This is a genomic window from Streptomyces sp. NPDC041108, from assembly GCF_055592645.1.
Genome location: NZ_JBVIYK010000009.1, coordinates 83,336 through 109,558 on the forward strand (window position 1 = coordinate 83,336; position 26,223 = coordinate 109,558).

Below are 26,223 nucleotides of genomic sequence, written 5' to 3' on the forward strand. Positions count from 1 at the left end.
CGTTCGCGAGCCGCGTCAGACGTACGCCGGTCACGTCAGCCGTACGCCGATCGCGTGAGTCGTACGCCGGCCGCGTCAGCCGTACGCTATGCGCGTCAGGCGTACGCAGCAGAGGAGAGGCTCCCCCATGGCACCTGAGAAGCCGGCCAGGAAGCAGGACGGGTTCCAGTCCGTGTGGACCCGGCCCCGGACCGCACGGGAGCAGCCCGTGCTGAGCCGGGAGCACATCGTGGCCGAGGCGCTGCGACTGCTCGACGAGGAGGGGATCGACGCGCTCAGCATGCGCAAGCTCGGCGGCCGTCTCGGCGCCGGCGCGACCTCGCTCTACCGCCATGTGGCCAACAAGGACGAGCTGCTGGAGCTGGCCGTCGACGAGATCTACGGCGAGATCGAGGTCGAGACCGCCCCCGTCCCGGCGAACTGGCGCACCGACACGGCCCGATGCGCCCACAGCCTGCGCGCCACGATCCTGCGCCACCCGTGGCTGGCCTCGGTGCTCGGTGAGCTGGGCATGTCCTACCTCGGCCCGAACTGGATGCGGAGCTCCGAGGCCATGCTGAAGCTGCTCACCACCGCCGGGTTCCCGGCCGACGAGGCCGACCTGGCCCTCTCGACACTCGTCGCGTACGTCATCGGCACGGCCACCAGCGAGGCCGCCTGGCTCAACGTCCTCGCCCGCAGCGGCGAGGACGAGCAGAGCATGGTCGAACGGCTGTGGCCGGCCGCCGAGCAGGCCGCCCAGGACTTCCCCCTGCTGCGCGAGGGCTACGCCGACCAGCGGGGCGCGGACCCCCGGGAGGCACGGGAGGAGGGGTTCCGGTACGGGCTCGACCGGGTGCTGGACGGGCTGGAGACACGGCTGAAGTGAGCAGGCCCGCGCCCGCTTTCGGGAGGCACTACTTCAACTCGCGCCGCCCGCTCACCCGTTGACGCCCGTGTACCTGCTCAGACTCCAGTTCCACAGCAGCCGCGACAGGACGAACGCGGTGAGGCCGATGAAGGGGGACGCGACCGCCAGCGCCTCCGGTACGCCCATCGCGTCGCCGTGACCGGTCAGCACCCCGGCCGGGAAGTACGCGATGAAGGCGAGCGGGACGACGAAGGTGAACGCGGCGGACACGGCCTTCGGGAGGATGCTGAGGGGGTAGCTGCCGAAGGTCCCCATCAGCTCCTCCAGCCACTGGCTCCAGTACGCGGTGGCCGGGAAGTGCAGCGCGGCGGCGGCCAGGGCGGTGAAGAGCGCGGCCTCGACCAGCATGCCGCCGAGCACCCCGGCCAGCACGTACGCGATCCGGCCCGCCGTCCAGTCCAGGGAACTGCGCTGCAGCGCGGCGGCGAACAGTCCGGCCGCGACGACCAGGTCGCCGATGGCGTTGACCGGGAAGAAGGCGAGCTGGACCTGCCGGTAGACCGGCATCGGACGGATCAGGCAGGGATCGACGACTCCCTCCTGGACGAGGATCTGCATGTACTGGACGCGGCCGAGGAAGAGCACGTACAGCCCGTGGGCCAGCATGCGCATGCTGGCGATGAGCAGCACGTCGGAGCTGGACCAGCCGCCGAGTCCGGGGAACCGCGTGAGCAGGACCGAGGCGAAGACGACGATGGAGACCTGCCAGATCGCCCCGACGGCGACGTTCATCAGGAACTCGCCCCGGTACTCCAGCCGGGCCTTGAAGTTGAGCCTGGTGATCCGCCAGACGACGCGCCACGCGTGCGCGGGGCCGTGGGGAGGGGTCCTGGGGGCGGCAGCCCCGTGGGGAGCGGTTCCGTGGGGGGCGGTTCCGTGGGTCGTCGTCATGGTCATCCTCCCTGGGCCACGACGCGTCGGCCGGCCCGTTCCCAGAGCCGGCGGGTGAGCAGCGCGAGCAGCACGATCCAGACGGCCTGCACCGCCAGCTGCCCGAAGGCGTCGCCGACGGCGATCCGCCCGACGTAGATGGACAGCGGTACGCCGAGGGTCGCCTGGAACGGCAGGAACGCGCTGAGCGTGATGAACCAGTCGGGGAAGTACCAGAGCGGGGCGTACACACCGGAGAGCAGGTTCTGCGCGAAGACGAGGATCAGCAGGGCCGCCTCGTTGCGCAGGGTCCAGAAGCACAGCAGGTCGACCAGCATCATCACGTAGTACAGGACCAGTTGGCCGAGCAGCATGCTCACCGCGAAGACCCCGGCGACGGCGGCGGAGGCGGGCGGGGCGACGACTCCGACGGCGAGGGACAGCACGTATCCGGCGAGCACCCAGCCGAAGCCGTACAGCTGGTCGCCGAGGGCGCGCAGCGCGTAGTAGCGCTGGGGCTTCATCGGCCGCAGATACCAGTAGACGATCGTCCCGAAGTGCAGGTGCTGGATCACCGTGTCGCGGCCCGCGCGCCGGTCGAGGCCCCGGATGCGGTTCGCTAGCACGGCGAGGACGGCGTAGCCGACGGCCTGGGTCTCGTCGAGCCCGGCGCTGGAGTCCGTGTTGGCGTACAGCCCGCGCCAGAGGTAGACGACCAGGCAGACCTGGACGAGGAGCCGTACGGCGGTGGCGGTCATCCGGGGCGGTGCGAGCAGCTCGCCGCGGGGGGTGATCCAGGAGACGCGGCGGGCACGGGAGAGGGCGGACGTGACGGCCATGGGTCAGCCGCCCTGGGAGGTGGCGGCCGAGGCGGAGGCGGGTGTGGCGGGCGCCCGGTCTTCGGTCGGCGTGCCGGCCGACGCGTCGGCCGGTGGCAGGTCGCTGAGGTAGGCGGCGCGCATGACGTCCTCCAGGTCGTTCTCCTCCAGTGCGAGGTCCGCGACCCGGAACCGTCCGATGATCACCTTCAGCGCCTCGTGCACGCCGGGCGCGTCCTCCCCGACCGGCCCGAACACGACGCGCGGCCCGTCCCGGCGCAGCACCCCGATCCCGGCGAACCCGGGCAGCGGAACCGGCGCGCCCACCCCTTCGCCCTGCTCGACGGCCCCGATGCCCCCGACTGCCCCGACCGTCCCGACTGCCCCGACGACCTCGACGTCGGCCGGATCGGCGAGGGTGGCCCGGACCTGCCAGGTACCGCCGAAGCGCCGCCGGATCTCGTGGAGCGAGCCGTCGAGGACGATCCGGCCGTGGTTGATGAGCACGACGCGCTCGGCGAGCCGTTCCACCTCGGTCATGTCGTGCGTGGTGAGCAGGACGGTACGGTCGCGCTGCTCGACCTGGTGCCGCAGGAACCGCCGCACCTGCTCCTTCACCACCACGTCCATGCCGATGGTGGGCTCGTCGAGGAAGACGACGGGCGGGTCGTGCAGCAGGGAGGCGGCGAGATCGCACCGGACCCGCTGCCCCAGCGACAGATGCCGGACGCGCGTGTCCCAGAACTCGGAGAGTTCGAGCAGCCCGTCGAACTCCTCGATACGGTCCCGGAACTGCCCCTCGGGGACCCCGTAGATGTCCCGGAGGATCTCGAAGGAGTCCCGCGCGGGCAGGTCCCACCACAACTGCGTCCGCTGCCCGAACACGGCCCCGATGTTGTGGGCGTTGCGCTCCCGGTCGCGGTGCGGGACGACCCCGGCGACGACCGCCTCGCCGGAGGTGGGTGTCAGGATGCCGGTGAGCATCTTGATGGTGGTGGACTTCCCGGCCCCGTTGGGGCCGAGCAGGGCGAGCAACTCCCCCCGCCCCACACTGAATTCGACGTCCCGCACCGCGACCTTGGCCACGCGCTGCGGACTGACGAGCGATCTGAGCGCCCCCGCGAGGCCGGGCCGCCGCACAGTCGTCTGGAACACCTTGGACAGCCCGCGCGCCTCGATCACCGCAGACAACGGCACCACATCCCCTCAGCCGGCTCGGTCGAGCCCCACCACACCGTCCGAAATACCGAACAGCATCCGAAGCAACGGCAGGCATGCTAGGCCCGCCCTCCGCCCGGGAAAACCGATTTGTTGCCCACCCCACCCAGTTCCGGGCGACCCCACCCCCACCCCGGACACCAACCCCCACCCACCCACCCCACCACCCGCTACACTGACCGGGCACCTTGCCTTCGTAGCTCAGGGGATAGAGCACCGCTCTCCTAAAGCGGGTGTCGCAGGTTCGAATCCTGCCGGGGGCACAGAGAGAAGGGCCAGCTCAGGAGGGGTTTCCTCCCTAGCTGGCCCTTAGCCGTTTCAGGCGCCGTGCCACACGCGTGCCACTACGTCCGCACCACCGCCCCAGGCGGCCCGCCTACATACGGACGGACACACAGCAGATCGACCGCCACGCACTCAGGTCGAGTTCCGGACGGACTGCAGAAGCCCGCCGGATCCGTCATCGAGCATCCAAAACGACCAGCCGTTGCGGTTGGGGTTGACGTCCGGTTTGTAGTGCGTCACCACCGCCCGGGCCGCTCCAGTAGGCGTCTTGAAGCTTTGCCCGGCGAGGGGCCCCGACGTGATGTCGATTTGGGCGTCAGTCTTGGTCGCATACGTCGTCTCGGCCGGACGAAGTTGCCCCGTCTCGGGGTCGCGGTAGCGATCCTGCCAGCGACCGGACTTGAGCTGTCGGACCGACCCGAAACTTCTGCGCTGCCCCTTCTTGTTGGCCATCAGGCAGCCCTCCGCAACGAGCCTCGCCGATGGCCGATCGGCAGCACTGTGTTGGCGTCGATGAACGCGCTCAGCTCACGTTCTGGGATGCGTACGTGGCGGCCGACCTTGACGAACGCGATGCGTCGCTCGGCGATCAGTCGGCGCGGGAAGCGTTCCGAAGTGCCGAGGAGTTCGGCCACCTGCGCCACGGTGAGGTAGCGGTCAGCCACGGGTGGGTTCTCCTTCCGTTCCGGGTGCGGGGGCGAGGGATTCGGCGAGCCAGGCTTCGGTGTCGGACAGTCCGGTTCCGTCGAAGACCCAGTGCGCGAGGACGTACGTCGTATCCGGAGCCGGTCCGTTGGCTGTCGCGGCTTGGGCACGGCGCCATTCGGCGCGGGCGTCGCGGAGTGCGCCGAGGGTGGTGGAGTAGCAGCGGGACTTGGTGGAGAAGTGGCCGCGGAAGCCGAGCATGTGGGCCCAGGCGCGGAGGCGGAGGTGTTCGAGATCCTTGCGTGCGCCGAGGGTCCAGGCGGTTCGGATGAGGCGGCGGGCGTGGTCGCTGATGTCGAGCTGGGCGAGTTGCACCCGACGAGCCCTCCTGAGCTCCGAGCCCTGCACCGTGTCGGTCACCTTCTACACCACCCGCATCACCTGGACAATCCGACCAGTGATCTTCCTGCCCCTCGCACACCACCAAGGCACGGAACTCCCAGGCTGCTCATACGACTTCAAACCTCACACCAGCCGCTCGAACCGGTCGCCGAGGTGGGGTTGAGATGACGGATCGGCGCCGGGTGACTTCTCGGCGCCTGCTCTAGACGATCTCTTGCCATACGATCGCCGAAATCGTTTGGCGAGCTACCACCCGAGCTCAGAGGGCCCGACAACTCGGGCGTTGACCTGTGCCGCCAGCCAAGCGGCACGATCGTCATGGCCGGGTCGCGCATGGACGAAGAGCGTGTGGTCGGCCGCCCACTCCTCGCAGTGAATATCGTGGCTGTTGCACGCGACCTGCAACTCGGCGTACTTGTACTCCTCGTCCAGCCCGAGTTCAGGCACGGCCGGCCACTTCAGGTCATGCCATAGGACGTAACACCTGGTGATGGAAGCCCAAGTTTCCATGCCCTCACGCGCCTGCTCGAAGCTCTCCACGCCCAGGCACACACTCGCGGGCCAGCCGGTACGGCCCTCCCCGTACCACTCAACCTTCGCTCCAGGCGAAGCCTCGGTCAGACGCCGCAACACATCCTCATCGCGTGCCCAGGCGTCGAGGTAGCAGCCACTCGATCTGTACCAGGACGCGACCGATAGCAACTTCTCCGCGAGCCCCAACGCCTCATCCAGATCCACGGTATGCAGCACAGGCCACGCACATGCGTTCCCCATGTCGGCATCCTGCCAGAACGATCATTCTTCCTGGCGGGCCCACACGGCCAACCCGAGGCAAGCGGTGTCAAGCATCAGGTGAAGCCGCAGCGTCAAGCATCTCCCGGGACCGGACAGCCCCAGCAGACCGACTGAGTTACAACTTTCTCCACTGGCTCGAGCTATCGAAGCGCATCACCTAAAGGGCAGCAAACTGCACGTCCTGTCCGACGCCCAGGGCATCCCGCTGGCCGTTGCGGTGTCCGGGGCGAACCTGCACGACAGCCAGGCGTTCAAGCCGCTGATCCTGGCGATACCCGCCGTCCGCTCCAGGCTCGGACCGCGGCGGCGGCGACCGGTCAAGGTACGCGCTGACAAGGCGTATTTCTCCGCCGACCACGTCGCCTGGCTCCGCAGTCGAGGCTTGATCCCGCGGATCGCCCGCCCAGGAATCGAGTCCGGCGAGCGGCTCGGGCGGCACCGCTGGAAGATCGAACGGTCGATCGCCTGGCTGTTCGGCTACCGCCGACTCACCCTGCGATACGAGCGAAAGGACTCCCACTTCCTTGCCTTCCTCGGCCTCGCAGCTGCCCTGACCTGCTACAAGAAGCTCGCAAAACTCGCCACGTGAGACAGCCTCTACGTACCATTCCCGGGCTTCTCTATCGGAGTTCGCTAGCCCCGCCACCAGCAAGGCTGCCAGCGAGGCGCTTGTGGTTCTGTCGCGCATTCAGCTTGCCTGCCCGGGGACCTGCTTGGTGGCGTCGACGACCGCGCGCTCGGTGATCGCGCTGGTGTGCGTGACGGTACCGACCTTGAGGGGACTGTCAGCCGTGGCCTTGACCACCACGCTGCGCTCGCCGAGGAACCGCAGCGTCTTCTTGTCGAAGATCCACTCGGTGCGCTCGCCGTCTACGGGGTTCTCCCGCGCGATCGCGATCCCGTGCCTGCCCGTGGCGTCGACCGTGTCATTCACCGCGACGACGCCGGGGATCTTGGCCGCGGCCTTGTAGAGGGCGGCGCCGACCTCGGCGGGCGGGTAGCTCTCGAACAGCAGATCGCCGATCGCGACGAAGGCCGCCTGGTCGCGGGGGACTTCGGGGTCCCGGGCGGCGTCCGAAGCGCGGTAGATCCGCTGCAGCAGCGCGTCGGGGTCGGTCGGCAGCTCGGCCAGGGCGTTGTAGGCGCCGCTGTCCGGGGTGTCGCTCTGCAGGGTGATGCCCTTGTCGCTGGTCTCACCGGCCTCGATCAGCCAGCCGTCCCTGCCGTCGAGGGATTTCCAGACCTGGCGGGAGTGCAGCTCGGTGCTGACCGCCTCGCTCTTGTTGTCGCCGTCGACCGCGATGTAGGTGTCGGCCACCTTCGAGGCGATGTAGATGTACTGGCCCTTGCGCGGGGTGGGCTCGGAGGTGTCGGCGGCGGCCAGGGAGATGCGTTCGAGGAGCTGGGGGGCGCCCTTGGCGTCGGCGACGCCAATCCTGGTGGTCAGTGCGGGGCCGGTGCCCAGGGTGGTCGTGCCGCCGTGGGCCCCGCCGCCGGTGAGGGCGAGGCCGGCCGCGACCGCGCCGGCCAGGGCGAAGGCCGCGGCGGGCAGGAGGATCGTACGGAGCAGGAACGGGTTGGAGCGCTTCACGGGCGCGACCGGAGAGGTGGCGGACGTACGGGAGGGGGTGCGGAGGTCTTCGTGGATCCGGGCCATCATCTGCTCCTTGTGGAACTGGTGGCGGCCCGCCGGCAGATCCCGCTCGGCGGAGGGCAGCAGACTCTGCGTCTCCGTCCACTCGGCCGGGTGGGGCCGGCGGGAGGGGCTGGCGTTCATCGGTTTCCTTCCTGTGCGGACCGGACCGCGTATCCGCGATCACCTGTTATCTGCCGGTTCGTGCGAGTGGGTTCCCTTTTTTCTCCGAGCAGTTGCGCGTCGGCGAGCTTGCGCAGCTTGGCGCGGGCGCGGGAGAGGCGGGAGCGGACGGTGCCGACCGGGATACCCAGGGCGCGGGCCGCCTCGGCGTACTCCAGCCCCTCCCACAGGCACAGCGTCAGGACCTCACGCTCGGGGCGCTTGAGCAGGCTGAGGGCGGCGAGCGTGGCGTTGATACGGCGCCGGTCGTCCAGGCGTCCGGCGGTCTCCTCGGCGTGGTCCTCGACCCGTTCCTCGGCGGCGTGCGCGGCGGCCGCGGCGCTCGCCGCGTTGCGATAGCGGCGGTTGCTGCGGTGGTGGGAGCGGGCGACGTTGGTGGCGATGCCCAGCAGCCACGGCCGCAGCGAGCCGCCTTCGGCCTCGACCGAGGCCCGGCGCCGCCACGCCTCCATGAAGGTCGTCGACATCACGTCCTCGGCCAGCGACCAGTCGGCGGTCAGCCGGAAGGCGTGGTTGTACACCGCGCGGGCGCACGCGTCGAAGAGTTCCGCGAAGGCGTCCGGATCTCCGTTTCGCACCCGGGTTCGCATATCTGTGGTCACGTCTTGAGCTGACGTACGGTGCGGGCGAGTTCCAGTGAGACACGTCACAGCCGTCGTACAGGTCACCGGGGCGGTGACCGCACGAGGACTCGGTGGACAGGGCAGCCGCTCAGCCGCGCACCGCTCAGGCTGCGAGGCTCGAAAACAAGGGGGCCGATCTGATGCGGGACACGGTCCGGGGGTGCGCAGGCTGGTCGAGTAGCTGTTGGAGGTGTCGAGGCCGAGCGCGGGCGCGGAGCAGGCTGATCCGGCAACGCCCACCGGCACGGGCGGTCACCGGTCTCACCGACGGTGAGCGGCGCCGTTGTCGTCGTACGCAAACCAGGCCGGGCTTCGGCAGAGCTGCTCGCCCACGGGCCGCAACACTTACGGCCCGGAGCGGCCGAGAACCGACGGGGCCCGGGCCTCGGGCTGACGATCGCGCCGGTCCAGGCACAAGCCATCCAGGCGCGCCCGGAATAGATCTCCCTTGCCCGACGATGCTCCGCCCTGTCCCGAGTGCAACAGCCCCTGTTGTCGCGCGGCCTGGTGCTCGCCGGGCAGGACGACGGCGGCCGACGGACCTGCCGGACTTCGTGGCGGTGCACATGTAGTGGCAGTAGGCGGACCGACCAGGCGATCCGTTGGAGGTCTGCCCAGCATCGGAGCTGTTCCGCTGACATCCAACTCTGACATCAACAGGGCCGGACGGCGGCATACAGCAACATCTTCGGACGACCGTCGGACCTACCGACGACGGCCCAAGGGGTGGGCGTTGATCGAACTCCTAAAGCGGGTGTCGCAGGTTCGAATCCTGCCGGGGGCACCAGATCGGATGGGGGCCACCTCCGACATCTCGGAGGTGGCCCCCATCCGACATCCCGATCTTGCCCCTACCTGGTGGGCATGGGTGCGACCGGGCGGACCGCGGTGAAGTCCTGGGACGCGTCGCGGGTGGCGGACAGCAAGAGCAGCCACTCGTCGCAGCCCTGCCACGGAGAGAGGTCGCCGCCACCTCCTCGCACCACCCGCGGTCCGTCGCCGGTGCGGGGGCGTGCGTCCGCCGGTGCGTCCGTGAAATGCGGGATCCACACATCGGCGCAGATCTCGTTCGCCGACCCCATCGCCGCCAACCCGAAGGCGTTCTCAGCCGAGGCAGTGCGCTCCTCGTCGGCGAAGTCGTCGAGCACCTGGTCCTCGTCCGGCCTCCCGTCCCCGCGGAAGGTCAGGGTGGTCGTACCTGCCCGTGCCGCATACTCCCACTCCGCCTCGCTGGGCAGCCGGAAGGGCAACGCCCCGAGCAGGTCGTCCAAATCGTCCTCGAAGCGGGCCGTGTTCGAATCCGACTCGGCGAAGCTGTCCTCGTACTCGGGCAGCCAGTGCCGCGCTTGCGCCACCGTGAGCGGATGCCGGGCGATCAAGAACGGCTCCACCCGCACTTCTCGTACCGGCCGGGCATGGACAGCACCGGCGAAGAACGCTTCGAGGTCGTCATCGGCGCCCTCGGACCGCTCAATGGCACGAACCGCGTCCAGTTCCGCGTCGGACAGACCCATCAGGAACGTCCCGCCGGGGACAGCCCGGAAGACCACTCCGGAAGGGGTGTGCCGCCACGCCGGTCGACCGGCCACTATCTCGTGAGCCCACATGGTGCCGGACGCTAGCAGCCGGGCATCCCGGACGAGGGAAGAGGTCCGGGGAGGGAATGTGGCCAGCTGAGCGCCTCCTGGACGCCGCAGCTCCGCAGCACTACCGCACCAGATCGAGGGGCGAACAGCGGGGAACCACGGTGAAAGCCGACAGCACCTGCGAGCGTGCAGGTCAGCCATCAACGCAGGTCAGCGCCCCGATTCAGCCTCGAATGATCGCAGCTTCCCAAGCAGATGGCCCGACAGCTCAGTACGGCCGCGGAATCTCGTGCTCGCCCAAAGCAGCCTCGTACCGCATCAACAGCGCATCCAGGTCCGCCAGAAGAAGGCCGGCGGAGTCCCGAGCTTCCTCCAGATCGCCTCGCTCACACGCCTCCGCCACCTCGGCCACGGCGCTGCGGAGGATGTGAAGGGAGTCGCCCTGCACCAGGACCCCCGGGAACTGTCTGCCGGGCATGCGCACCACGGCGTCGTTGCCGCCATCTGTGAACAGCTCGGCCTCAATGCGCTTCATCGGACCATTCAACGTGACATCGCCAGCTGACATCAACGACCTTGGACGCAGGCGGCCTTGAGCGATCACACAGGCCAGGCCGGTAGGACCGCGAGGGCCCCAGGAGAGCCTCTCGATCGAACTCCCAAAGCGGTGTCGCAGTTTCGAATCCTGCCGGGGGCGCAGAGAAGCGGCTGGTCAGAGGCTGTTTCGTCCGTTGGGCGGGAGGGAGGGCCTCCGCGTTTGCAGCACACAGTGAGCCGACCCGGCGCCGGTACGAGAAGCTGGTCGAGCGTCTTGAGTTGCTGATGCGGGTGGCCGCTCCGAAGCCGCAGGACGAGGGGTACCACGGGCAGCTGATTCCGAACGAGGACGATCTGGCGGAGTCGGGCGAGCTCAGGCACATCCGGTGTGCCGCTCGGGAGGCGGGGCGCCGTCTGGGGCGGAAGGCGAGCACTTACCTCACGCGTGGTCGGCCCTTCGTGCTCGACGAGCGGGAGGTGTCCAAGGAGATCGAGCAACTGGCCTGGGATGCGGCCGCAGTTGTGATGGACCGAGCCTGGCAGGAGGGCAGCCGACCGCGCGGCTGACCTGATCCGAGGGGGGCCACACATCACGCGGCATCCTCCTCCAGGACGTCGCCGACGCGACCCGAACGGCCAGTTGTGCCGAGGTCGCAGACCTGAGGCTCTGACCTCGGCTTCGTCTGTGGGTGTGGCTGTGCGTGCGGGTTGCGGGTGTGGGATCGAGAGGACGAGGCGAGCGTCCAGCGCGCTGCCCACCCTGCTCATTTGTCAGGAATCCTGAGAAAGATTTACGCCCGTCGAGCGGGCCGGGTCAAGGCCGTCGCGACAACTTCTCCATGTCCACGACGCCGGGCGGATGGCCCCCGAAGTGCGCGTCCGATACACGTCGGCAACACCCTTGCCATCCGGCATCGCCGCGTGCATCATCATGGAAATCATCAGGGTTCCTGATATCGGGCAGACTGCCCGGCCCTACCGGGACGCACAGGAACCCGCCACCACTTCTGCCGCCGGCCCTGGCTTCCCCCAGCGGCTTCAGCCGCCCATTCCGGCCTCCCCCAGCGGCTTCAGCCGCCCATTCCGGCCTCCCCCAGCGGCTTCAGCCACCCATTCCGGCCTCCCCCAGCGGCTTCAGCCACCCGTTCGGCTCCCCCCAGCGGCTTCAGCCACCCGTTCGGCTCCCCCCCCCAGCGGCTTCAGCCACCCATTTCCGACTCCCCCCGGTAGCCCCACCACCCTCAGTCCTGCTCCCTCGACGTGCCCGGAGGCATGCATGAGCGCACCCATGAGCACACCCGCGAACGGCAATTTGTCCCGAAGGTCTCTTCTCCGGGGGACGGCCGGAGCCGCCGGGCTGTTCACCGCCAGCGGTCTGCTGACCGCCTGCGGCGGCATCAAGGAGTCCTCGGCGCAGACCGACGCGGTCCTCCGGATCGGCTATGTCTCCCCGAGCACGGGACCTGCCGCGGGCTTCGGCGAGCCGAACGCGTACCTGATGAAGAAGATGCGCGCCACCCTCAAGGACGGGCTGAAGATCGGCGGCAAGAAGTACGCGGCCGAGATCGTCGACCGGGACAGTCAGTCGAATCCGCAGACCGCCGCGCAGGTCGCGACCGATCTGATCAACAGCGAGAAGATCGATCTGATGCTCGTCACCTCCACGCCGGAGACGGTCAATCCCGTCGCCGACGCGTGCGAGGCGGCCAAAATCCCGTGCCTGTCGACCGCCGTGCCATGGGAGGCCTGGTACTTCGGCCGCGGTGCCACCCCCGAGAAGCCCTTCACGTACACCTACCACTTCTTCATCGGCGTCGCGGAGATCCATGCCGCGTACCTCTCCCTGTGGACGAAGGGCGGGGTGGAGACCAACAGGCGGGTCGGCGTCATGTGGCCCAACGACCCCGACGGCAAGGCGATCCGGCAGGGGCTCGGGCCCCAGCTGAGGAAGAGCGGGTTCAGGATCGTCGATCCGGGGGCGTACGAGGACGGGACGAACGACTACTCGGCGCAGATAGCGGCGTTCAAGAAGGCGGACGCGGAGATCTTCAACACCTTCCCGCTGCCGCCCGACTTCGCCACGTTCTGGAAGCAGGCCCGGCAGCAGGGCTATCGGCCGCGCATCGCGTCCATCGCCAAGACCGGTCTCCTCCCCTCCCAGATCGAGGCGCTCGGCTCCCTCGGCCACGGCCTCAGCGCCGGCTTCTGGTGGACGCCCGAGTTCCCGTACACCTCCACCCTCACCGACCAGACCGCCCGGCAACTGGCCGACGACTACGAGAAGTCGACGGGCAAGCAGTGGAACCAGGTCATCGGGTCCAACATGGCGCTCTTCGAGGTCGCGGTCCACGCGCTCAGAGCGACCTCCGACCCCAAGGACCGGGGCGAACTCGCGGCGGCCCTCGGCAAGGTCCAGCTCACCACCGTCGCCGGGCCACTGGACTTCACGTCCGGACCGGTGAAGAACGTGTCCACGGAACCGCTGGTCATGGCGCAGTGGCGCAAGGCCACCGGGGGAAGCAGGTTCGCCGTCGAGCCGGTCATCGTCGACAACGGCGCCTTCGCCGACATTCCGCTCGGAGGCCACCTTGAGCCCCTCCGCTGAGTCGGTGACCGCGGAGACGGAGAAGGCGGGGCCGGTCGACCGGGCCGCCCCGCCGGTCCTCTCGGCGAACGGCATTCACCGACGCTTCGGCAGCCTGGTCGTCCTCGACGGCATCGACATCACGCTGGCCCCCGGCGAGGCCCTGGGCATCGTCGGCCCGAACGGCGCCGGAAAGACGACCCTGCTCGACATCCTCTCCGGGGCCCAGTCCCCCTCCGAGGGCAGCGTCACGTTCCAGGGGCAGGACGTGACCCGCTGGAAGGTCGACCGGCGATGCCGCAGCGGCATCGGGCGCTCCCATCAGGTGCCGCGCCCCTTCACCGGCATGACGGCCTACGAGAACGTACTGGTCGCGTCGGTGCAGGGCGGTTCGCACCGGCGCCGGGCCGCGCAGCAGCACGCGCTCGGCGTACTCGAGCGCTGCGGCATGCTCGGCCAGGCCAACCGGCCCGCGGCCGCGCTCACCCTGCTGGAGCGCAAGCGGCTGGAGATGGCGCGGGCGCTGGCGACCGATCCGCAGGTGCTGCTGCTGGACGAGATCGCCGGCGGCCTCACCGACGCCGAGACGGACGAACTGATCGCCACCATCGAGCAGTTGCGTGCCGACGGCCTCGCCATCGTCTGGATCGAGCACGTCATCCACGCGCTTCTGCGGGTGATCGACCGGCTGGTCTGTCTCGCGCAGGGCCGGATCCTGGCCGAGGGCGAACCGGACGCCGTCATGTCCGATCCCCGGGTCGTCGAGGCCTATCTCGGGAGCGCGGCATGAGTCTGCTGACGGTCGAGAATCTCGAAGTACGGCACGGTCTGCTGCGCGCCGTCCGCGACGTCTCCTTCGCCGTGGACGAAGGCGAGGTCGTGGCGGTGGTCGGGGCCAACGGTGCCGGAAAGTCCACCCTCATGCGGGCCGTCGCCGGAGCGCACCAACCGGCCGGGGGCCGTATCGGCCTGGACGGTGTGGATATGACGGCCCGCCGCGCCCACGACCGTGTCGCGGCCGGAATCGCGCTGGTCCCGGAGGGGCGGCGGCTCTTCGCCGACCTCACCGTCGAGGAGAATCTGCTGGTCGCGTCCCGGGTGCGGCGCCCCGGACCGTGGGACCTGGCAGCCGTCGTCTCCGCCTTCCCTCTGCTCGACGGGCTGCTGAAGCGCCGCGCCGGCAACCTCTCGGGCGGCGAGCAGCAGGCCGTGGCCATCGGCAGGGCGCTGATGACCAACCCCCGGCTGCTGCTGCTCGACGAGGTCTCGCTGGGCCTCGCGCCCATCGTGGTCGACACCCTCTACGACTCGCTCGGCACGATCCTCTCCGGCGGTACGACGGTGCTGCTGGTGGAGCAGGAGCTCGGCCGCGCCCTGGGGGTGGCCCGGCGCGTGCTGTGCATGCTCGAAGGGCGCGTCGTCCTGGACGAACCCGCCGACGACGTCACCCGCGAACAGGTCGTCGAGGCGTACTTCGGGCTGAGCCGCGCCACGACCGCGACCGTGCAGGAGGAGTCGGCATGAACTGGATCAACGCCATCGTGCAGGGCGTCATGCTCGGCGGCCTCTACGCGCTCTTCGCCTGCGGCCTCTCCCTGATGTTCGGCGTGATGCGAACCGTCAACCTGAGCCACGGCGACCTCGCGGTCCTCGGAGCATTCCTCGTCGCGACGCTGGCCGCCGCCGTCGGCATCAGCCCGTTCTTCGCGGTACTGCTGGTCCTGCCCGTGATGGGCCTGGTCGGAGTGGCGCTGCAGCGAGGCATCCTCAGCAGGGCGCTGCGCACCGGCGAGATGTCGTCGATGCTGGCCACGTTCGGTCTCGCCATCGTGCTGCAGAACGTACTGCTGGAGATCTTCAGCGCCGACTCCCGTTCCCTGGACGTCGGTTCACTGTCCACCTCCGGTCTCCAGCTCGGGTCGTCGGTGAGCATCCCGTACCTCGGTGTACTGACCGTGGTGGTGGCGGTCGCGCTGCTGGGCGGGCTGCAGCTGTTGCTGACCCGTACGGGTATCGGCCAGGCGATCCGCGCCACCGCCGCCGACGCGGACACCGCCGAGCTGGTCGGGATCGACAGTCGCCGGGTGTACGCCTGGGCCGCCGCCATCGCCGTCGCCACCGCCGGTCTGGCGGGCGCGTTCTTCGCGATGCGGTCGTCGTTCAGCCCGTCCATGGGGCCGAGCCAGCTGCTGTTCGCCTTCGAGGTCGTCGTGATCGGAGGGCTCGGTTCGCTGTGGGGGACGCTCGTCGGGGGCATGGTCCTCGGCGTCGCCCAGACCGTCGGCGCGCAGATGGATCCGCGCTTCTCCATCGTGGCCGGACACGCGGTGTTCCTCGCGGTCCTGGCCTTCCGTCCGCAGGGACTGCTCGGCATGAGAAGGAGCCGTACATGACCACCGCGTCACCGGTGGCCCCCGCCACCGCCACCATCCACCGGTGGACCCCCGTCTCCCGTACGGCGTCCGGCGCCCTGACCGCCCTGTTGCTCGCCCTGGGGTTCGCGCCCTTCGTCTTCACGCCCGAGGCCACCGCGAAGCTGACGACCTTGTTCGTCCTCGTCATCGTCGCGGCCATGTGGAACGCGCTGTCGGGCTACGCCGGTCTGGTCTCCGTCGGCCAGCAGGGCTTCATCGGTCTCGGCGCGTACGGTGTCTTCCTCTTCGTCGACCGGGGAGTCAGCCCCTTTCTCGCGGTCGTCCTGGCTGCCCTGCTCGCGGGTGCCGTCGCCGTACCCACTTCGCTGCTCGCGTTCCGGCTCACCGGCGGGCAGTTCGCCATCGGCATGTGGGCGATCGCCGAGTTCTTCCGACTGGTGGTGGTGAACACCCCTTCGCTGGGCGGCGGCTCCGGCCGCTCACTCACCGATCTGTCGGCCGCCGATCCGGCGGTGCGGCAGGCCCAGGTGTACTGGCTCGCCCTGGCACTGATGAGTGTGCTGCTGCTCGCCGTGTTCGTACTGCTGCGCAGCAGGCTGGGGGCTTCGCTGGAGGCGATCCGCGACGACCCGGTGGGCGCGGCGTCCGTCGGGATACGGGTCACCTCGGCGAAGCGGCTGGTCTTCGTCCTCGCGGCGGTGGGGTGCGCGGCGGCCGGCGGGCTCACCCTCGCGAACACCCTGCGGGTGCAGCCGGACTCCATCTTCGGGGTCCACTGGTCCGCGTACATGATCTTCATGGTGGTCATCGGCGGCCTCGGCACCTTCGAGGGACCGATCATCGGAGCGATCGTGTTCTTCCTGGTGCAGGACTGGTTCGGGGACAGCGGAGGCACCTGGTACCTGATCGGGCTCGGCGCCCTGGCCATCGGGATGACGCTGTGGATGCCCCACGGCCTGTGGGGTACCGTGGCACGCCGACGTGACCTGGAACTGCTACCTGTCGGCTATCGGGTGAGGACACCGGTCGTCCGACCGCGCTGACGGCCTCGCCCGACCTCCCAGACGAACGACCAAGAGGTGCGCACGATGGCGGAGGCAGCCGACCGGGATCCGGGTCCGGCTCCGGGTGCGGGTGCGGGTCCCGATCCGGACCCGGAGGGCCACAAGGGTCCGCTGACCATCTATCTCGTCAAGCAACTCGAACTGGCCATCCGGTCCTTCATGGACGAGGCCCTACGGTCGTACGGGCTCACCACCTTCCAGTACACGGCCCTGACCGTGCTACAGCACCGGGACGGGCTCTCCTCCGCCCAGTTGGCCCGCCGCTCCTTCGTCAGACCTCAGACGATGCACGAGATCGTGCGCTCGCTGGAGGAGCGTGGGCTGATCGAGCGCTCCCATGCCCCGGGGAACCGGCGGACCATGGAGGCCCGGCTGACGCGGGAGGGGGAGGAACTGCTCGCGGCGTGCGCGCCGGCGGTGCAGAAGCTGGAGGACCGGTTGCTGCTCGACATACCCGAGGGACGGCGGTCCGCGTTCCGTCAGAGCCTGGCGGACGGGCTCGCCTCCTTGACGGGGCGGCACCACGGCTGACGACCCGGATCGGCGGGCCGCCGCCCCGGCCCGCCCCGCTCCCGCGCATCAGCGGTCCCGGAACTCCGGCGCCTGTTGAGGATCTGCGAGCGCAGGACGTGAAGCGGGTACGGATCTCGCCGCCGCAGGAGCCCGGGACGGCACACGGTGGCAGTTCTGGAAGGCCGGGGCGCCCCGAAGTGGCGTTCCCGGGCTGCAGCGGATCGCGTCGCTGGACAGGGCTCGTAGCAGGACGGGCCGGCCGAGGGGGTCAGTCGTCGAAGCCGTCGCGCAGCAGGCGGCGGGCCATCTCCGTGCGGACCTGGGCGAGTTCTGCGGCGATCCGCTCGGTCCGGTGTGCCTGCGGCACCACTGCGGCGGGCTCGGGTTTCCCGGCGAGCAGACAGGCACGCCGCAGATGGGTCGGCGGGTGGGTGGCGTCGACCTGGTGCCCACGAAGGGCCCCGGCTCGCCTCTGCCGTTCGTACTCGTGCTCCGGGACGGACGCGGCGTACGCGGTGAGCCGCTCCCACACATCGCCGGCCCGGGCAGCGGCCTCTCGGGCGGACCTCGTCCCGCCGAGGGCGGCCCGACTGGCCTCGGCGCGCAGGAGGACACCGAGCGCCCTGGTGATGAGCAACCGGTCCATGAGGTTCACGGCCTCCTGCGTGGAGGCCGTCTGGGCTGCCAGCCGGTCGGCGAGGTACTCGGCACGTACTCCGGCCCTCGACGTCAGCCGGACGAGCAGCACGAGCACCGCCCGGACCAGTAGGCGTGGCACCACGTACAGGGCGTTGACGGCCATCTCGATCGCGGACGGGTTCGGAAGCGGCTGGAGGGTGTGGTGCCAGAGGGCCAGGGACCGCACCGCGGTGCCCACGACCAGGCCGTTGCGGGTGTCGCCGTTGGCGTAATGGGCCAGCTCGTGGCCGAGCAGCGCGATCCGCTCCCCGGGCGTGAGGACCTCCCACAGCGGCATGCCCAGCACCAGCAGCCGGCGGCCGCGCACACCATACGTCGTGACGCCGGCGTTGATGCTCGCGTCCACGGCGATCGCGTGCACGCTGCGGGTACCGACCGACCGAGCAACCTCGTCCACCAAGGCGAAGAGTTCGGGGGCATCCGACCGGAACAGCACGGTCCGGTCGTCGGGCAGGCGGCCGACTCTCGGGGCGAGCCCCCAGGCCGGCACGAGAAGCAGCAGACCCGCCACGACGCCTACGCCGCCCCAGCCCGCTACCACACACCAGACACCGCTGACGGCCAGCGTGAGAGTGACACCGTGCACGGTCAGGGCGAGCACGGTGCCGATCAGTGCCGAGGCGTCACGCCTCGGACGCGGATCCCGCCCGCTCCGCATCTCGGCGAGGAGCTGCTCACCGTGCCGTCGGGCCAGGGCGCGCTCGGCTCGTTCCAGCCGACCCGCGTCAGGCCCCGGTCCCTCGGGGTCCACGTTCCAGTCACAGGCGGCGCACCAGACGGTGAACCGATCGTCGACGCGGATCTCGACGCCGCATTGCGGGCACGGCCGTGTGGTCTCTCCGGCGATGGCGGGCATCACTGTTCCCCTCCTCCGCGGCTCCTCCCCGAGCCGCTGCCTGCTGATACCGGCCGATCTGATCACACAGCGGGTGCACGGCAAGACCCGCTCGTACTTATCGGCTGAACCGTGATCCCTCCGCAATCCTCCCGGAGGGTCGGCGACCGGGGCGCTCCTGTGGCCGTGCACCTGTCGCCATGGGGTGGGTGGCCGTGAGCGGGTCATCGAAGAGAGCGGACGCGCCGGGGGCAGACATCCGGTGCGGGCGGGCGGGCGCCGAGACAGCAGGTGTACGTGCGTATGTGTCTTGATCGGATCGAGTACGGCAGCCTGGGCCGCCGAACGACTCCGTGTCGCGGGAGAATCGCCGCACCAACGGCTTCCACCGACGAAGAGGGCAGTGGTGAGTGACGCGGAACCGCCCGCGCCCCGGCGCAGCGAGGCCAAGCGGCTGCAGGATCGGCGGCGGCGTGAGCGGATGCGGGCGAATGGCCGGGTCGAGCGCTACGACGTGGCGGAGATCGGTGCGCGGGACGGCTGGGTGTGCGGTCTGTGTGGTGATCCGGTGGATCGGGCCCGGCGGCACCCGGATCCTCGGTCCCCGAGCGTCGACCACATCCGTACCGTCGCGGCCGGCGGCACGGACACCCGTGACAACGTGCGTCTCACCCACTGGGGTTGCAACCATGAGCGCAACGACCGCACCCCGCTGAGGACCGTCGGGGAAGCGGAAGCGCAGCGCGCCGTCCTCCGTCGGATTCCCGCTCTTCGGGAGTACGCCGAGAGCCTCGACGCGGAGGAGATGGTCCGGCGCTCCCTGGCCTCGCACGCACCCGAGCGGTACCGGGCCAAGTTGGTCCGCAGGGTGGAACGTTACGAGCAGGAGGGGCGCTGATCGCGCGGGTACTGGCGCCCCGTACCGGCACCCACTCGCACCAGCACAAGCACAAGCACAGGTGCACGGACAGGCACAGGCACAGGCACAGGCACTCGTGGGGCCTGTGTTCTTTCTGTGAAACTTGAAGTTTCAGGGTTTCAGGCGTCCACGTGTGGATGACAGGGTCGAAACGCACAACTCGACTGCTATGGGCGGTCGTTGGACTCCTCACCCCCCACGAGGCGTGACATGGCGAAAGCCTCCTCGCAGAGAACGCGAGCGACCATATTCACCGCGACGGCCGGTCTGGCGCTGGCCGTCGCCCTTCTGCCCGGTTCCGCGAACGCGGTACCGGACGACCCGACCGGCCGCCCCGCCCCGGGCACCGGGTCCCCGGCGGCCGAAGGCGAGCCGCCCACCCCGTCGCAGCAGACGCTGGTACGGCGCGACGCGCGGCTGGCGAAGGCCGAGCAGCGGCCCGGCGTGCAGCGGCTGCGGGAGCGGCTCGGCGCTCAGGGCGTGCTCGAACTCGACCCGGCCACGGGCACCGCGCGCCAGGTCGCCCGGCTGGACGGGTATCTGACGGCGCGCAGCGAAGCCGACCCGGAGGGCATCGTCCGTGCGTACCTGCGGGCCCATCCCGATGTGTTCGGCCTCTTGGCCGGCCAGGTACGCGGTCTGACGCTGCGCAAGCAGTACACCGACGTCGCCGGCACCCGCCATCTGTCCTTCGTGCAGTCGGTCGAAGGTGTCCCGGTGTTCGGCAACGGCGTCAAGGCCCATGTCGCCCGCGACGGGCGGCTGATCAGCGTGCAGGGCTCCCCCGTACGGAACCTGCCGTCCGCGCTGTCTCCCGGACGGATCACGGACACCCAGGCGCGGCGCACCGCCGTACGGGACATCGCGGGCGCCCGGGCCGTGAGCAACGACGACACGCACGGCGACACCGCCAAGCAGGTGGTGTACGCGGCGCCCGGCGGCGAGGCCCGCCGCGCGTGGCGGACCGTCACCTCGCCGGACGGCCACACCATGTGGCTGCACGTCGTCGACGCGGAGAACGGGCGGGTCCTGTACCGGCAGAACCTGTCGTCCGACCAGGCATCCGACCAGTCCGCCACCAAGGCGTCCGGCCAGTCCGCCGGCCGTCGCTCCGACCGGTCCACGGTCTCCGCGGCGGAGACCGTCACGACGGCCCAGAAGGTCACCGAGAAGGTGACCGAGAACGCCTCCGGGAAGGCCACGACACCGCCGGCGAAGGCGCTGGCCTGGGATCACGCGCCGGGTGACATACGGGGCGGCAAGCAGCGCTCCCGCAACCTGACCGCCCGCGGATGGCTGCCCGCCGGCGCCAAGACCCTCGACGGCACCGTGGCACACGTCTACAGCGACGTGAACGACAACAACCAGCCGGACGCCGGGGAGGAGATCGCGCCGGCGAAGAAGGGGGCCTTCTCCTTCCCGTTCAAGCCCTTCACCGGTGACGGCTGCGGCACCCCGGTGCCGTGCTCCTGGGACGCGAAGACGCCGAACTCCTGGCAGACCAACCGCGCGCAGAACGCCGCGCAGGTCTTCTACTTCCTCGGCACCTTCCACGACCACCTGAAGGCCGCCCCGATCGGCTTCACCCGGGCCGCGGGCAACTTCGACAGCCGGGACGGCGACGCCCTCCAGGCACAGACCGACGACGGCGCGGCCCTCAAGGACGGGCTGCCCGACGACGACCACCTGAACAACGCCAACATGGGAACGCCGCCGGACGGCCAGCCGCCGACGATGCAGCTGTACCTCACCGCGCCGTCGGACGGCTACCCGATCGTGCAGGGCAACTGGGGCGACGACGCCGCGACCGTCTACCACGAGTACACGCACGGTCTGTCGAACCGGCTCGTCGTCGACGCGGACGGCGTCTCGACGCTCGTCAGTCAGCAGGCCGGCGCCATGGGCGAGGCGTGGAGCGACTGGTACGCCCTCGACTTCCTCGCCGATGAGCACCTGCGCAAGGACACCCGTCGTACGGACGGCGAGATGACCCTCGACCCGGCCGGCTGGGCCGACTCCGCGCCGACCCGGACCCAGGGGCTGGACTGCCCGGTGGGCTCCACCTCGCCCAGGTGCGCCGGCACGCCGGCGGCGGGCCCCGGCGGGTACACGTACGGCGACTACGGGAAGATCTCCAGCCGTGGTCCGGAGACCCACGCGGACGGCGAGATCTGGGGCGAGACCCTGTGGGACCTGCGCTCCGCACTCGGCAGCCCGCTCTCCCAGTCGCTGGTGACACGGGCGATGGAGCTGTCCCCCGCCAACCCCAGCTTCCTCGACCAGCGCAACGCCATCCTCCAGGCCGACACCGTGGTCAACGGCGGACGCGCCCACGACCGTATCTGGAAGGTCTTCGCCCACCGGGGCATGGGCTACTTCGCCGCCGCCCTCTCGGGTGACGACACCAAGCCCGACGAGGACTTCTCCCTGCCGCCCGGCCCGGACACCCCGGTGGTCACCCTCACCGGCAAGGTCACCGACGACGCGTCCGGCGCCGCCGTGGGCGGGGTCACGGTCAGCATCAGCGGGCACTCCTCCGGCTTCCCCGGCGCCGACTTCTCCGCCGTGTCCGCGGCGGACGGCACGTACACGATCCGGGACGTCCCCGAGGGCACGTACCGGAAGGTGTACGCGAGCGGCAACGGCTTCGAGCCCCAGATCCGCACCCTCGTCGTCGGACAGGCCGGTGCCGCCGACTGGCAGGTGCGCCGCGACTGGGCGGCCTCCTCCGGCGGTGCCGAGGTCGCGGACTTCAGCGGCCCCGACAACTCCGGGTTCGGCTGCGGGCCGGGCGGGCTGATCGACATGGCGGGCACCGTCTGGGGCTCGGACATCGGCGACAGCGGAGCGGACCCGCACAACACGGTCCGGCTGCCCGCGGCCGTGGACATCAGCGAGCTGCTCATCGATCCGACGGCGGGCTGCGGGGACGACACGACCGCGTCCCTCGGCGACTACCGGATCGACACCTCCGCCGACGGCACCACCTGGGCCACCGCCGCCGAAGGCCACTTCGGTCCCGCCGACACCGGCCGGGAGAACGCCGTCGCCCTCGAGGCGGGCACCGGTGACAACGTCCGGTACGTCCGGCTGACGCTGCTCGGCAACCAGGCCGCCGACAACGGTGTGGACTGCGCCCAGGACTCCGGCCCCTCGGGCTGCAAGTACCTGGACGTGACCGAACTCGTGGTCCACGGCGCCCCCCACCAGGGCTGACGGCAACGGCACCACCCGCCGTACCCCCGAGGGCGGCGTTCCGGCGACGGGACGCCGCCCTCGGCCGTGCCGTCACCGGAACCAGCCGGGCTCGACGGCCTTGACCGGCTCTTGCTCGGCCTCGACGGGCTCGACGGCCGACGGGCTTCGCGTGAGGAACATGCACACTGGAGGGGTGTGTGTGCGGCGCGTGCGGTGACTGCGGTGCGTGCGGCGCGACTACGAGCGCCCCGGGAAGGATCAGATGTTCGTCATCTTCGGCACCAAGGGATACCTGTACCAGCTCGCGATACTGACGCTGGTGTGCGGCCAGTGCGGAAACCCCGCCGCGCACACGCTCAGGAAGCGGGTCACGAAGTTCACGCTGTTCTTCGTGCCGCTGTTCCCGTTCTCGACGAAGTACCAGACCCAGTGCACGTTCTGCGGCGCGGAGCAGAAGGTGAGCGCCGAGCAGGCCGAACAGCTCCAGGCGCAGAGCACGGGCGGGCACGGCGGGCAGAGCGGCCAGCCGGACGGCCGGCCGCAGCAGCAGCGGTACCAGTCCTAGACCCGGCCCGGACCGTCTCTGCAGCGTCCTGAACCGATCCGACGGGTCACGACGTGAGCGCCGTCGACCGGCGCCGATCGGCACGCTCGTGCCGCCCCGCCGCCCACAGCGCCGAGGTCATCGCCACCGACGCACCCGCCATCACGGTCATCGCCGTGCCCGGGGACGTCAGTTGGGCGACGGCGCCCGCGAGGGCCGCGCTCAGGCCCTGCATCGTGAGCATGCCCGCCGAATGGAGTCCGAGGGCGTGGCCGGTGAGTTCGGGCGGGGTCAGGGTCAGGAGGTGGTGTTGCTGGATCAGGCTCGCGCCGAAGCCGACGGAGGCGAGGGCCGCGCAGGCCGCCGCGGCGGGGGTCGGGGGGTTGAGGGCGAAGAGGAGGTAGGGGGTGGCCAGGAGCAGCAGGAGCGGGGTGGCCAGGCGGTCCCGGGTCCGGGGCGGGAGAAGGCGGCCGACCGTCACATCGCCCGCCAGCATGCCGAGCGCGGCGCAGGCGAAGAGGAGGCCCGCGCGGTCGGGGGCGTACGCGACGAAGAGGGATTCGCAGCCGACGACCAGGCCGTTGGGGATCCACAGGCCCAGGTAGAGGCGGCGGCGCGGGGCGGAGGACCACAGGCGGGCGTTCGTGCGCCAGGTCTCGGCGACGGACGGGCGGCCGGTGGCGCGCGGGGCGTGGCGGGACAGGCCGAGGGCGGTGCACAGGGCCGCCGTCGCGTAGAGGGCGGCCGAGACCAGGAGGGTGACCGCCGGGGACAGCAGCGCGACCAGGGCGCCGCCGGTCGCGTAACCGGCGATCTGGGTGACCCCGTGGAGCATGTTGAACACCGAGCGGCCGAGGAGATAGCCGTCCTTCGGGAGGATCTCGTTCAGCAGGCCCCAGCGGACCCCGCCGCCGAGGGAGGCGACCAGGCCCTGGGCCGCGATCACCACGAAGACCGTCCACAGCGGCAGGCCGGGCAGGGCGAGGGAGGCCGTGCTCACCGCGAGGACCACGGCCAGGCCCGCCATCGTCGCCCTCGGCGGCAGGCGGTCCGCCGCCGAGAGCAGGGTCGTCGCGCCCACCACCTGCGCGAGGGACGGGCCGAACATGCTGAGGGCGGACAGGAGCGGGGAGCCCGTCGCCGTGTAGACGGAGGTGGCGAGGGCGAGGCCGCCGATCGTGGAGGCCGCGACCTGGAGGGAGGAGGAGAGGAAGAGAGGGGTGAACTCCCGGGTACGGAAGAGAGCTTGGTAGCTGTGGCTGCGCATGGGACAGGAGACTCGGGCCCCGCACCGCGCCCGCCGTAATGTTTCGCGCACACGCGAAAGCTCCGCCCGGGCAGGGGCGGGCTCGCGTCGCACTCAGGGAGGTGACCGCGTGGGCTGGTGGCAGGTCAACGCCGACACCCTCGCCGGGAGCCGGTTCGTCGTCTCCCCGCTCGCGGAGACGTTCGCGAGTCTGAAGATGCTGCACGCGGGGGTGGCCGCACATCCCGGGGAGCGGGCCTGGCTCGCGGCCCATCTGCCGTCGTATCGGAGCGAGTTGGGCCGGGAACCGGTCACCGCGCTGCTGATCCGCGCGGGGCTCGGCAGGGAGTGGATCGCCGACTTCCTGACGCCCGCGCCCCGCGAGAACGAGTCCTTCGCGGACGAGATCGCCCGCGTCCGGGACGCCGACCCCGCCGCCGCACGCGCCCACCTCACCCTCTCCCTGCGCGGCCCGCTGCCCGCCGCCCTGCACCGGGACGACCTGCCCGACCGTGCGGCCGGCCTGCTGACGTACGTGTGGGAGGAGACCGTACGGCCGTACTGGGAGCGGCGCCGGCGGGTGCTGGAGGCCGACGTGCTCGCGCGGACCGCACTGCTCGGGCAGGGCGGCTGGGCGGCGGTGCTGGACGCGATGCGGCCGGGGATGCGGTGGCTCGGCGAGAACCGGCTCCAAGTGAACGCGCACGAATATCCGCCGCGGGAGATCTCGGGGGCGCGGCTGGTCTTCGTACCGATCACGCCGCAGCGGACGGGGTGGGTGGCGTGGGAGGAGGGGGAGCGGTACGCCGTCGTGTACCCCTGCTCGGGCGTCCTCGCCGACGGCGGCGACGGCCACGGCGAGAACGGTCGGGGCGGCAACGGCCACGGCGAGAACGGTCGGGGCGGGGACGGTCGGGACGGCCACGGCGCGAGCGGCGGCACCACCGCCGTGCCCGCCGCCCTCGGCGCGCTCCTCGGCGTTGCCCGCGCCCGGATCCTCGTCCTCCTCGACTCCCCCATGAGCACCACCCAGCTGTGCGCGGTGACCGGGCAGGCCCTCGGCTCCGTCGGCCGTCATCTGCGGGTGCTGCTGGACGCGGGGCTGGTCCGGCGGGGACGGGCCGGCCGGTCGGTGCTGTACGGGCGCACTCCGGAGGGCGAGGTGCTGGTGCGGGCGCCGCACCCTCGCGGGGGCGAACATCCTTCCGGAGATAGCATCCGTTTATGACTACTGACCACGCCACCCCCTCCCCCCTCGACGTCGAGATCGGCGCCCTCAAGGGCGGCTCCGCGGACCTCGCGCAGTACGCCGGGCAGGCCGTCCTCGTCGTGAACGTCGCCTCCAAGTGCGGCCTCACCCCCCAGTACACGGGCCTGGAGGCGCTGCAGGCGCGCTATGCCGCGCAGGGCTTCACCGTGCTCGGCGTGCCGTGCAACCAGTTCCTCGGGCAGGAGCCGGGCTCGGCGGAGGAGATCGCGGAGTTCTGCTCGGCGACGTACGGCGTGACCTTCCCGCTGACCGAGAAGGTCGAGGTGAACGGCGAGGGCCGGCACGCGCTGTACGAGCGGCTGGTGGACCACGCGGACGCCGAGGGCCACACCGGCGACATCCGCTGGAACTTCGAGAAGTTCCTGATCGGCCGCGACGGCACGGTCGTCGCCCGCTTCTCGCCGCAGACCGAGCCGGAGTCCGCGGAACTGGTCGCCGCCGTGGAGAAGGCCATCGGCTGACCGCCTTCGT

General features: G+C 70.5%; 25 protein-coding genes, 1 tRNA gene and 2 pseudogenes. 15 read left to right on the forward strand and 13 right to left on the reverse strand.

Annotation, left to right across the window (positions count from 1 at the left end):
* Positions 1–127 precede the first annotated feature (127 nt).
* Complete coding sequence (locus ACZ6BB_RS25125) at positions 128–868, forward strand: TetR/AcrR family transcriptional regulator (RefSeq protein WP_471617424.1); 741 nt, start codon at positions 128–130, stop codon at positions 866–868.
* A 51-nt stretch (positions 869–919) separates the two neighbouring features.
* On the opposite strand, the gene ACZ6BB_RS25130 is transcribed toward ACZ6BB_RS25125, so the two are convergent.
* The 3 genes from ACZ6BB_RS25130 to ACZ6BB_RS25140 are packed head-to-tail and all read right to left on the reverse strand — an operon-like array spanning position 920 to position 3,789.
* Complete coding sequence (locus ACZ6BB_RS25130) at positions 920–1,801, reverse strand: ABC transporter permease (protein WP_471617425.1); 882 nt, start codon at positions 1,799–1,801, stop codon at positions 920–922.
* A gap of 2 nt (positions 1,802–1,803) precedes the next feature.
* A complete protein-coding gene (locus ACZ6BB_RS25135) occupies positions 1,804–2,619 on the reverse strand; it encodes an ABC transporter permease (RefSeq protein ID WP_471617426.1) in 816 nt (271 codons plus the stop codon).
* A gap of 3 nt (positions 2,620–2,622) precedes the next feature.
* On the reverse strand, positions 2,623–3,789 hold the full coding sequence (locus ACZ6BB_RS25140; protein ID WP_471617624.1) for an ABC transporter ATP-binding protein: 1,167 nt from the start codon (positions 3,787–3,789) through the stop codon (positions 2,623–2,625).
* A gap of 217 nt (positions 3,790–4,006) precedes the next feature.
* Here ACZ6BB_RS25140 and ACZ6BB_RS25145 point away from each other — a divergent pair.
* A tRNA-Arg gene (locus ACZ6BB_RS25145) sits at positions 4,007–4,079 on the forward strand.
* A gap of 319 nt (positions 4,080–4,398) precedes the next feature.
* Here the strand turns inward: ACZ6BB_RS25145 and ACZ6BB_RS25150 are convergent.
* From ACZ6BB_RS25150 to ACZ6BB_RS25165, 4 genes and pseudogenes are all read right to left on the reverse strand, one after another.
* Positions 4,399–4,554: pseudogene (locus ACZ6BB_RS25150) on the reverse strand (site-specific integrase); the annotation flags it as partial.
* A complete protein-coding gene (locus tag ACZ6BB_RS25155) occupies positions 4,554–4,766 on the reverse strand; it encodes an excisionase family DNA-binding protein (RefSeq protein ID WP_033531896.1) in 213 nt (70 codons plus the stop codon). The pseudogene ACZ6BB_RS25150 and the gene ACZ6BB_RS25155, both read right to left, overlap by 1 nt.
* A pseudogene (locus ACZ6BB_RS25160) lies at positions 4,759–5,118 on the reverse strand (replication initiator); the annotation flags it as partial. The gene ACZ6BB_RS25155 and the pseudogene ACZ6BB_RS25160, both read right to left, overlap by 8 nt.
* Before the next feature lie 276 nt (positions 5,119–5,394).
* Positions 5,395–5,886, reverse strand: coding sequence for a hypothetical protein (locus ACZ6BB_RS25165; protein WP_471617427.1), 492 nt, complete (start codon positions 5,884–5,886; stop codon positions 5,395–5,397).
* A 199-nt stretch (positions 5,887–6,085) separates the two neighbouring features.
* Between ACZ6BB_RS25165 and ACZ6BB_RS25170 the strand changes: the two genes are divergently transcribed.
* The gene (locus ACZ6BB_RS25170; RefSeq protein ID WP_471617625.1) at positions 6,086–6,532 is read left to right on the forward strand and encodes an IS5 family transposase; all 447 of its coding nucleotides are present in this window, start codon (positions 6,086–6,088) and stop codon (positions 6,530–6,532) included.
* 99 nt (positions 6,533–6,631) lie between these two features.
* Here the strand turns inward: ACZ6BB_RS25170 and ACZ6BB_RS25175 are convergent, their stop codons facing one another.
* From ACZ6BB_RS25175 to ACZ6BB_RS25190, 4 genes are all read right to left on the reverse strand, one after another.
* Positions 6,632–7,720: a CU044_5270 family protein gene (locus ACZ6BB_RS25175; protein ID WP_471617428.1), complete on the reverse strand. Its 1,089-nt coding sequence runs from the start codon at positions 7,718–7,720 to the stop codon at positions 6,632–6,634.
* Entirely contained in the window at positions 7,717–8,361 is a 645-nt protein-coding gene (locus ACZ6BB_RS25180) for an RNA polymerase sigma factor (protein WP_037702641.1), read from the reverse strand. The genes ACZ6BB_RS25175 and ACZ6BB_RS25180 overlap by 4 nt, the downstream gene beginning before the upstream one ends.
* Positions 8,362–9,233: 872 nt before the next feature.
* Entirely contained in the window at positions 9,234–9,896 is a 663-nt protein-coding gene (locus ACZ6BB_RS25185) for a formylglycine-generating enzyme family protein (RefSeq protein WP_471617429.1), read from the reverse strand.
* 340 nt (positions 9,897–10,236) lie between these two features.
* Positions 10,237–10,536: a DUF6959 family protein gene (locus ACZ6BB_RS25190; protein WP_471617430.1), complete on the reverse strand. Its 300-nt coding sequence runs from the start codon at positions 10,534–10,536 to the stop codon at positions 10,237–10,239.
* A gap of 254 nt (positions 10,537–10,790) precedes the next feature.
* Here ACZ6BB_RS25190 and ACZ6BB_RS25195 point away from each other — a divergent pair, with 254 nt between their 5' ends.
* From ACZ6BB_RS25195 to ACZ6BB_RS25225, 7 genes are all read left to right on the forward strand, one after another.
* Entirely contained in the window at positions 10,791–11,072 is a 282-nt protein-coding gene (locus tag ACZ6BB_RS25195; protein ID WP_471617626.1) for a hypothetical protein, read from the forward strand.
* Between the two features lie 721 nt (positions 11,073–11,793).
* Entirely contained in the window at positions 11,794–13,110 is a 1,317-nt protein-coding gene (locus tag ACZ6BB_RS25200; protein ID WP_471617431.1) for an ABC transporter substrate-binding protein, read from the forward strand.
* On the forward strand, positions 13,094–13,879 hold the full coding sequence (locus tag ACZ6BB_RS25205) for an ABC transporter ATP-binding protein (RefSeq protein ID WP_471617432.1): 786 nt from the start codon (positions 13,094–13,096) through the stop codon (positions 13,877–13,879). Before ACZ6BB_RS25200 ends, ACZ6BB_RS25205 begins: the two co-directional genes overlap by 17 nt.
* Entirely contained in the window at positions 13,876–14,613 is a 738-nt protein-coding gene (locus tag ACZ6BB_RS25210; RefSeq protein ID WP_471617433.1) for an ABC transporter ATP-binding protein, read from the forward strand. Before ACZ6BB_RS25205 ends, ACZ6BB_RS25210 begins: the two co-directional genes overlap by 4 nt.
* On the forward strand, positions 14,610–15,482 hold the full coding sequence (locus ACZ6BB_RS25215; protein WP_471617434.1) for a branched-chain amino acid ABC transporter permease: 873 nt from the start codon (positions 14,610–14,612) through the stop codon (positions 15,480–15,482). Before ACZ6BB_RS25210 ends, ACZ6BB_RS25215 begins: the two co-directional genes overlap by 4 nt.
* Entirely contained in the window at positions 15,479–16,507 is a 1,029-nt protein-coding gene (locus ACZ6BB_RS25220) for a branched-chain amino acid ABC transporter permease (protein WP_471617435.1), read from the forward strand. Before ACZ6BB_RS25215 ends, ACZ6BB_RS25220 begins: the two co-directional genes overlap by 4 nt.
* 45 nt (positions 16,508–16,552) lie before the next feature.
* On the forward strand, positions 16,553–17,059 hold the full coding sequence (locus ACZ6BB_RS25225) for a MarR family winged helix-turn-helix transcriptional regulator (protein ID WP_471617436.1): 507 nt from the start codon (positions 16,553–16,555) through the stop codon (positions 17,057–17,059).
* 250 nt (positions 17,060–17,309) lie between these two features.
* Here ACZ6BB_RS25225 and ACZ6BB_RS25230 read toward each other — a convergent pair whose 3' ends face one another.
* Positions 17,310–18,596: a M48 family metallopeptidase gene (locus ACZ6BB_RS25230; protein WP_471617437.1), complete on the reverse strand. Its 1,287-nt coding sequence runs from the start codon at positions 18,594–18,596 to the stop codon at positions 17,310–17,312.
* Between the two features lie 385 nt (positions 18,597–18,981).
* On the opposite strand from ACZ6BB_RS25230, the gene ACZ6BB_RS25235 reads away from it, so the two are divergent.
* The 3 genes from ACZ6BB_RS25235 to ACZ6BB_RS25245 all read left to right on the forward strand — a co-directional run bounded on the left by ACZ6BB_RS25235 (position 18,982) and on the right by ACZ6BB_RS25245 (position 23,257).
* Positions 18,982–19,473, forward strand: a complete 492-nt coding sequence (locus ACZ6BB_RS25235) for an HNH endonuclease (protein ID WP_471617438.1) — start codon at positions 18,982–18,984, stop codon at positions 19,471–19,473.
* A 231-nt stretch (positions 19,474–19,704) separates the two neighbouring features.
* Positions 19,705–22,710 (forward strand): M36 family metallopeptidase, encoded by a 3,006-nt coding sequence (locus tag ACZ6BB_RS25240; RefSeq protein WP_471617439.1) that lies wholly within the window; start codon positions 19,705–19,707, stop codon positions 22,708–22,710.
* Positions 22,711–22,954: 244 nt separating this feature from the next.
* The gene (locus ACZ6BB_RS25245; protein ID WP_471617440.1) at positions 22,955–23,257 is read left to right on the forward strand and encodes a zinc ribbon domain-containing protein; all 303 of its coding nucleotides are present in this window, start codon (positions 22,955–22,957) and stop codon (positions 23,255–23,257) included.
* A 46-nt stretch (positions 23,258–23,303) separates the two neighbouring features.
* Here the strand turns inward: ACZ6BB_RS25245 and ACZ6BB_RS25250 are convergent, their stop codons facing one another.
* Positions 23,304–24,503 (reverse strand): MFS transporter, encoded by a 1,200-nt coding sequence (locus ACZ6BB_RS25250; protein ID WP_471617441.1) that lies wholly within the window; start codon positions 24,501–24,503, stop codon positions 23,304–23,306.
* A gap of 109 nt (positions 24,504–24,612) precedes the next feature.
* On the opposite strand from ACZ6BB_RS25250, the gene ACZ6BB_RS25255 reads away from it, so the two are divergent.
* Together ACZ6BB_RS25255 and ACZ6BB_RS25260 are read left to right on the forward strand one after the other, a co-directional pair.
* Positions 24,613–25,710: an ArsR/SmtB family transcription factor gene (locus ACZ6BB_RS25255; protein WP_471617442.1), complete on the forward strand. Its 1,098-nt coding sequence runs from the start codon at positions 24,613–24,615 to the stop codon at positions 25,708–25,710.
* Positions 25,707–26,213: a glutathione peroxidase gene (locus ACZ6BB_RS25260; RefSeq protein ID WP_471617443.1), complete on the forward strand. Its 507-nt coding sequence runs from the start codon at positions 25,707–25,709 to the stop codon at positions 26,211–26,213. The genes ACZ6BB_RS25255 and ACZ6BB_RS25260 overlap by 4 nt, the downstream gene beginning before the upstream one ends.
* Positions 26,214–26,223: the final 10 nt, after the last annotated feature.

Coding starts and splice junctions, on each gene's coding strand:
- ACZ6BB_RS25125 (WP_471617424.1), top strand. CDS start 128: ATGGCACCTGAGAAGCCGGCCAGGAAGCAGGACGGGTTCCAGTCCGTG.
- ACZ6BB_RS25130 (WP_471617425.1), bottom strand. CDS start 1,801: ATGACGACGACCCACGGAACCGCCCCCCACGGAACCGCTCCCCACGGG.
- ACZ6BB_RS25135 (WP_471617426.1), bottom strand. CDS start 2,619: ATGGCCGTCACGTCCGCCCTCTCCCGTGCCCGCCGCGTCTCCTGGATC.
- ACZ6BB_RS25175 (WP_471617428.1), bottom strand. CDS start 7,720: ATGAACGCCAGCCCCTCCCGCCGGCCCCACCCGGCCGAGTGGACGGAG.
- ACZ6BB_RS25185 (WP_471617429.1), bottom strand. CDS start 9,896: ATGGGTCTGTCCGACGCGGAACTGGACGCGGTTCGTGCCATTGAGCGG.
- ACZ6BB_RS25190 (WP_471617430.1), bottom strand. CDS start 10,536: ATGTCAGCTGGCGATGTCACGTTGAATGGTCCGATGAAGCGCATTGAG.
- ACZ6BB_RS25195 (WP_471617626.1), top strand. CDS start 10,791: ATGCGGGTGGCCGCTCCGAAGCCGCAGGACGAGGGGTACCACGGGCAG.
- ACZ6BB_RS25200 (WP_471617431.1), top strand. CDS start 11,794: ATGAGCACACCCGCGAACGGCAATTTGTCCCGAAGGTCTCTTCTCCGG.
- ACZ6BB_RS25210 (WP_471617433.1), top strand. CDS start 13,876: ATGAGTCTGCTGACGGTCGAGAATCTCGAAGTACGGCACGGTCTGCTG.
- ACZ6BB_RS25215 (WP_471617434.1), top strand. CDS start 14,610: ATGAACTGGATCAACGCCATCGTGCAGGGCGTCATGCTCGGCGGCCTC.
- ACZ6BB_RS25220 (WP_471617435.1), top strand. CDS start 15,479: ATGACCACCGCGTCACCGGTGGCCCCCGCCACCGCCACCATCCACCGG.
- ACZ6BB_RS25225 (WP_471617436.1), top strand. CDS start 16,553: ATGGCGGAGGCAGCCGACCGGGATCCGGGTCCGGCTCCGGGTGCGGGT.
- ACZ6BB_RS25230 (WP_471617437.1), bottom strand. CDS start 18,596: ATGCCCGCCATCGCCGGAGAGACCACACGGCCGTGCCCGCAATGCGGC.
- ACZ6BB_RS25240 (WP_471617439.1), top strand. CDS start 19,705: ATGGCGAAAGCCTCCTCGCAGAGAACGCGAGCGACCATATTCACCGCG.
- ACZ6BB_RS25245 (WP_471617440.1), top strand. CDS start 22,955: ATGTTCGTCATCTTCGGCACCAAGGGATACCTGTACCAGCTCGCGATA.
- ACZ6BB_RS25250 (WP_471617441.1), bottom strand. CDS start 24,503: ATGCGCAGCCACAGCTACCAAGCTCTCTTCCGTACCCGGGAGTTCACC.
- ACZ6BB_RS25260 (WP_471617443.1), top strand. CDS start 25,707: ATGACTACTGACCACGCCACCCCCTCCCCCCTCGACGTCGAGATCGGC.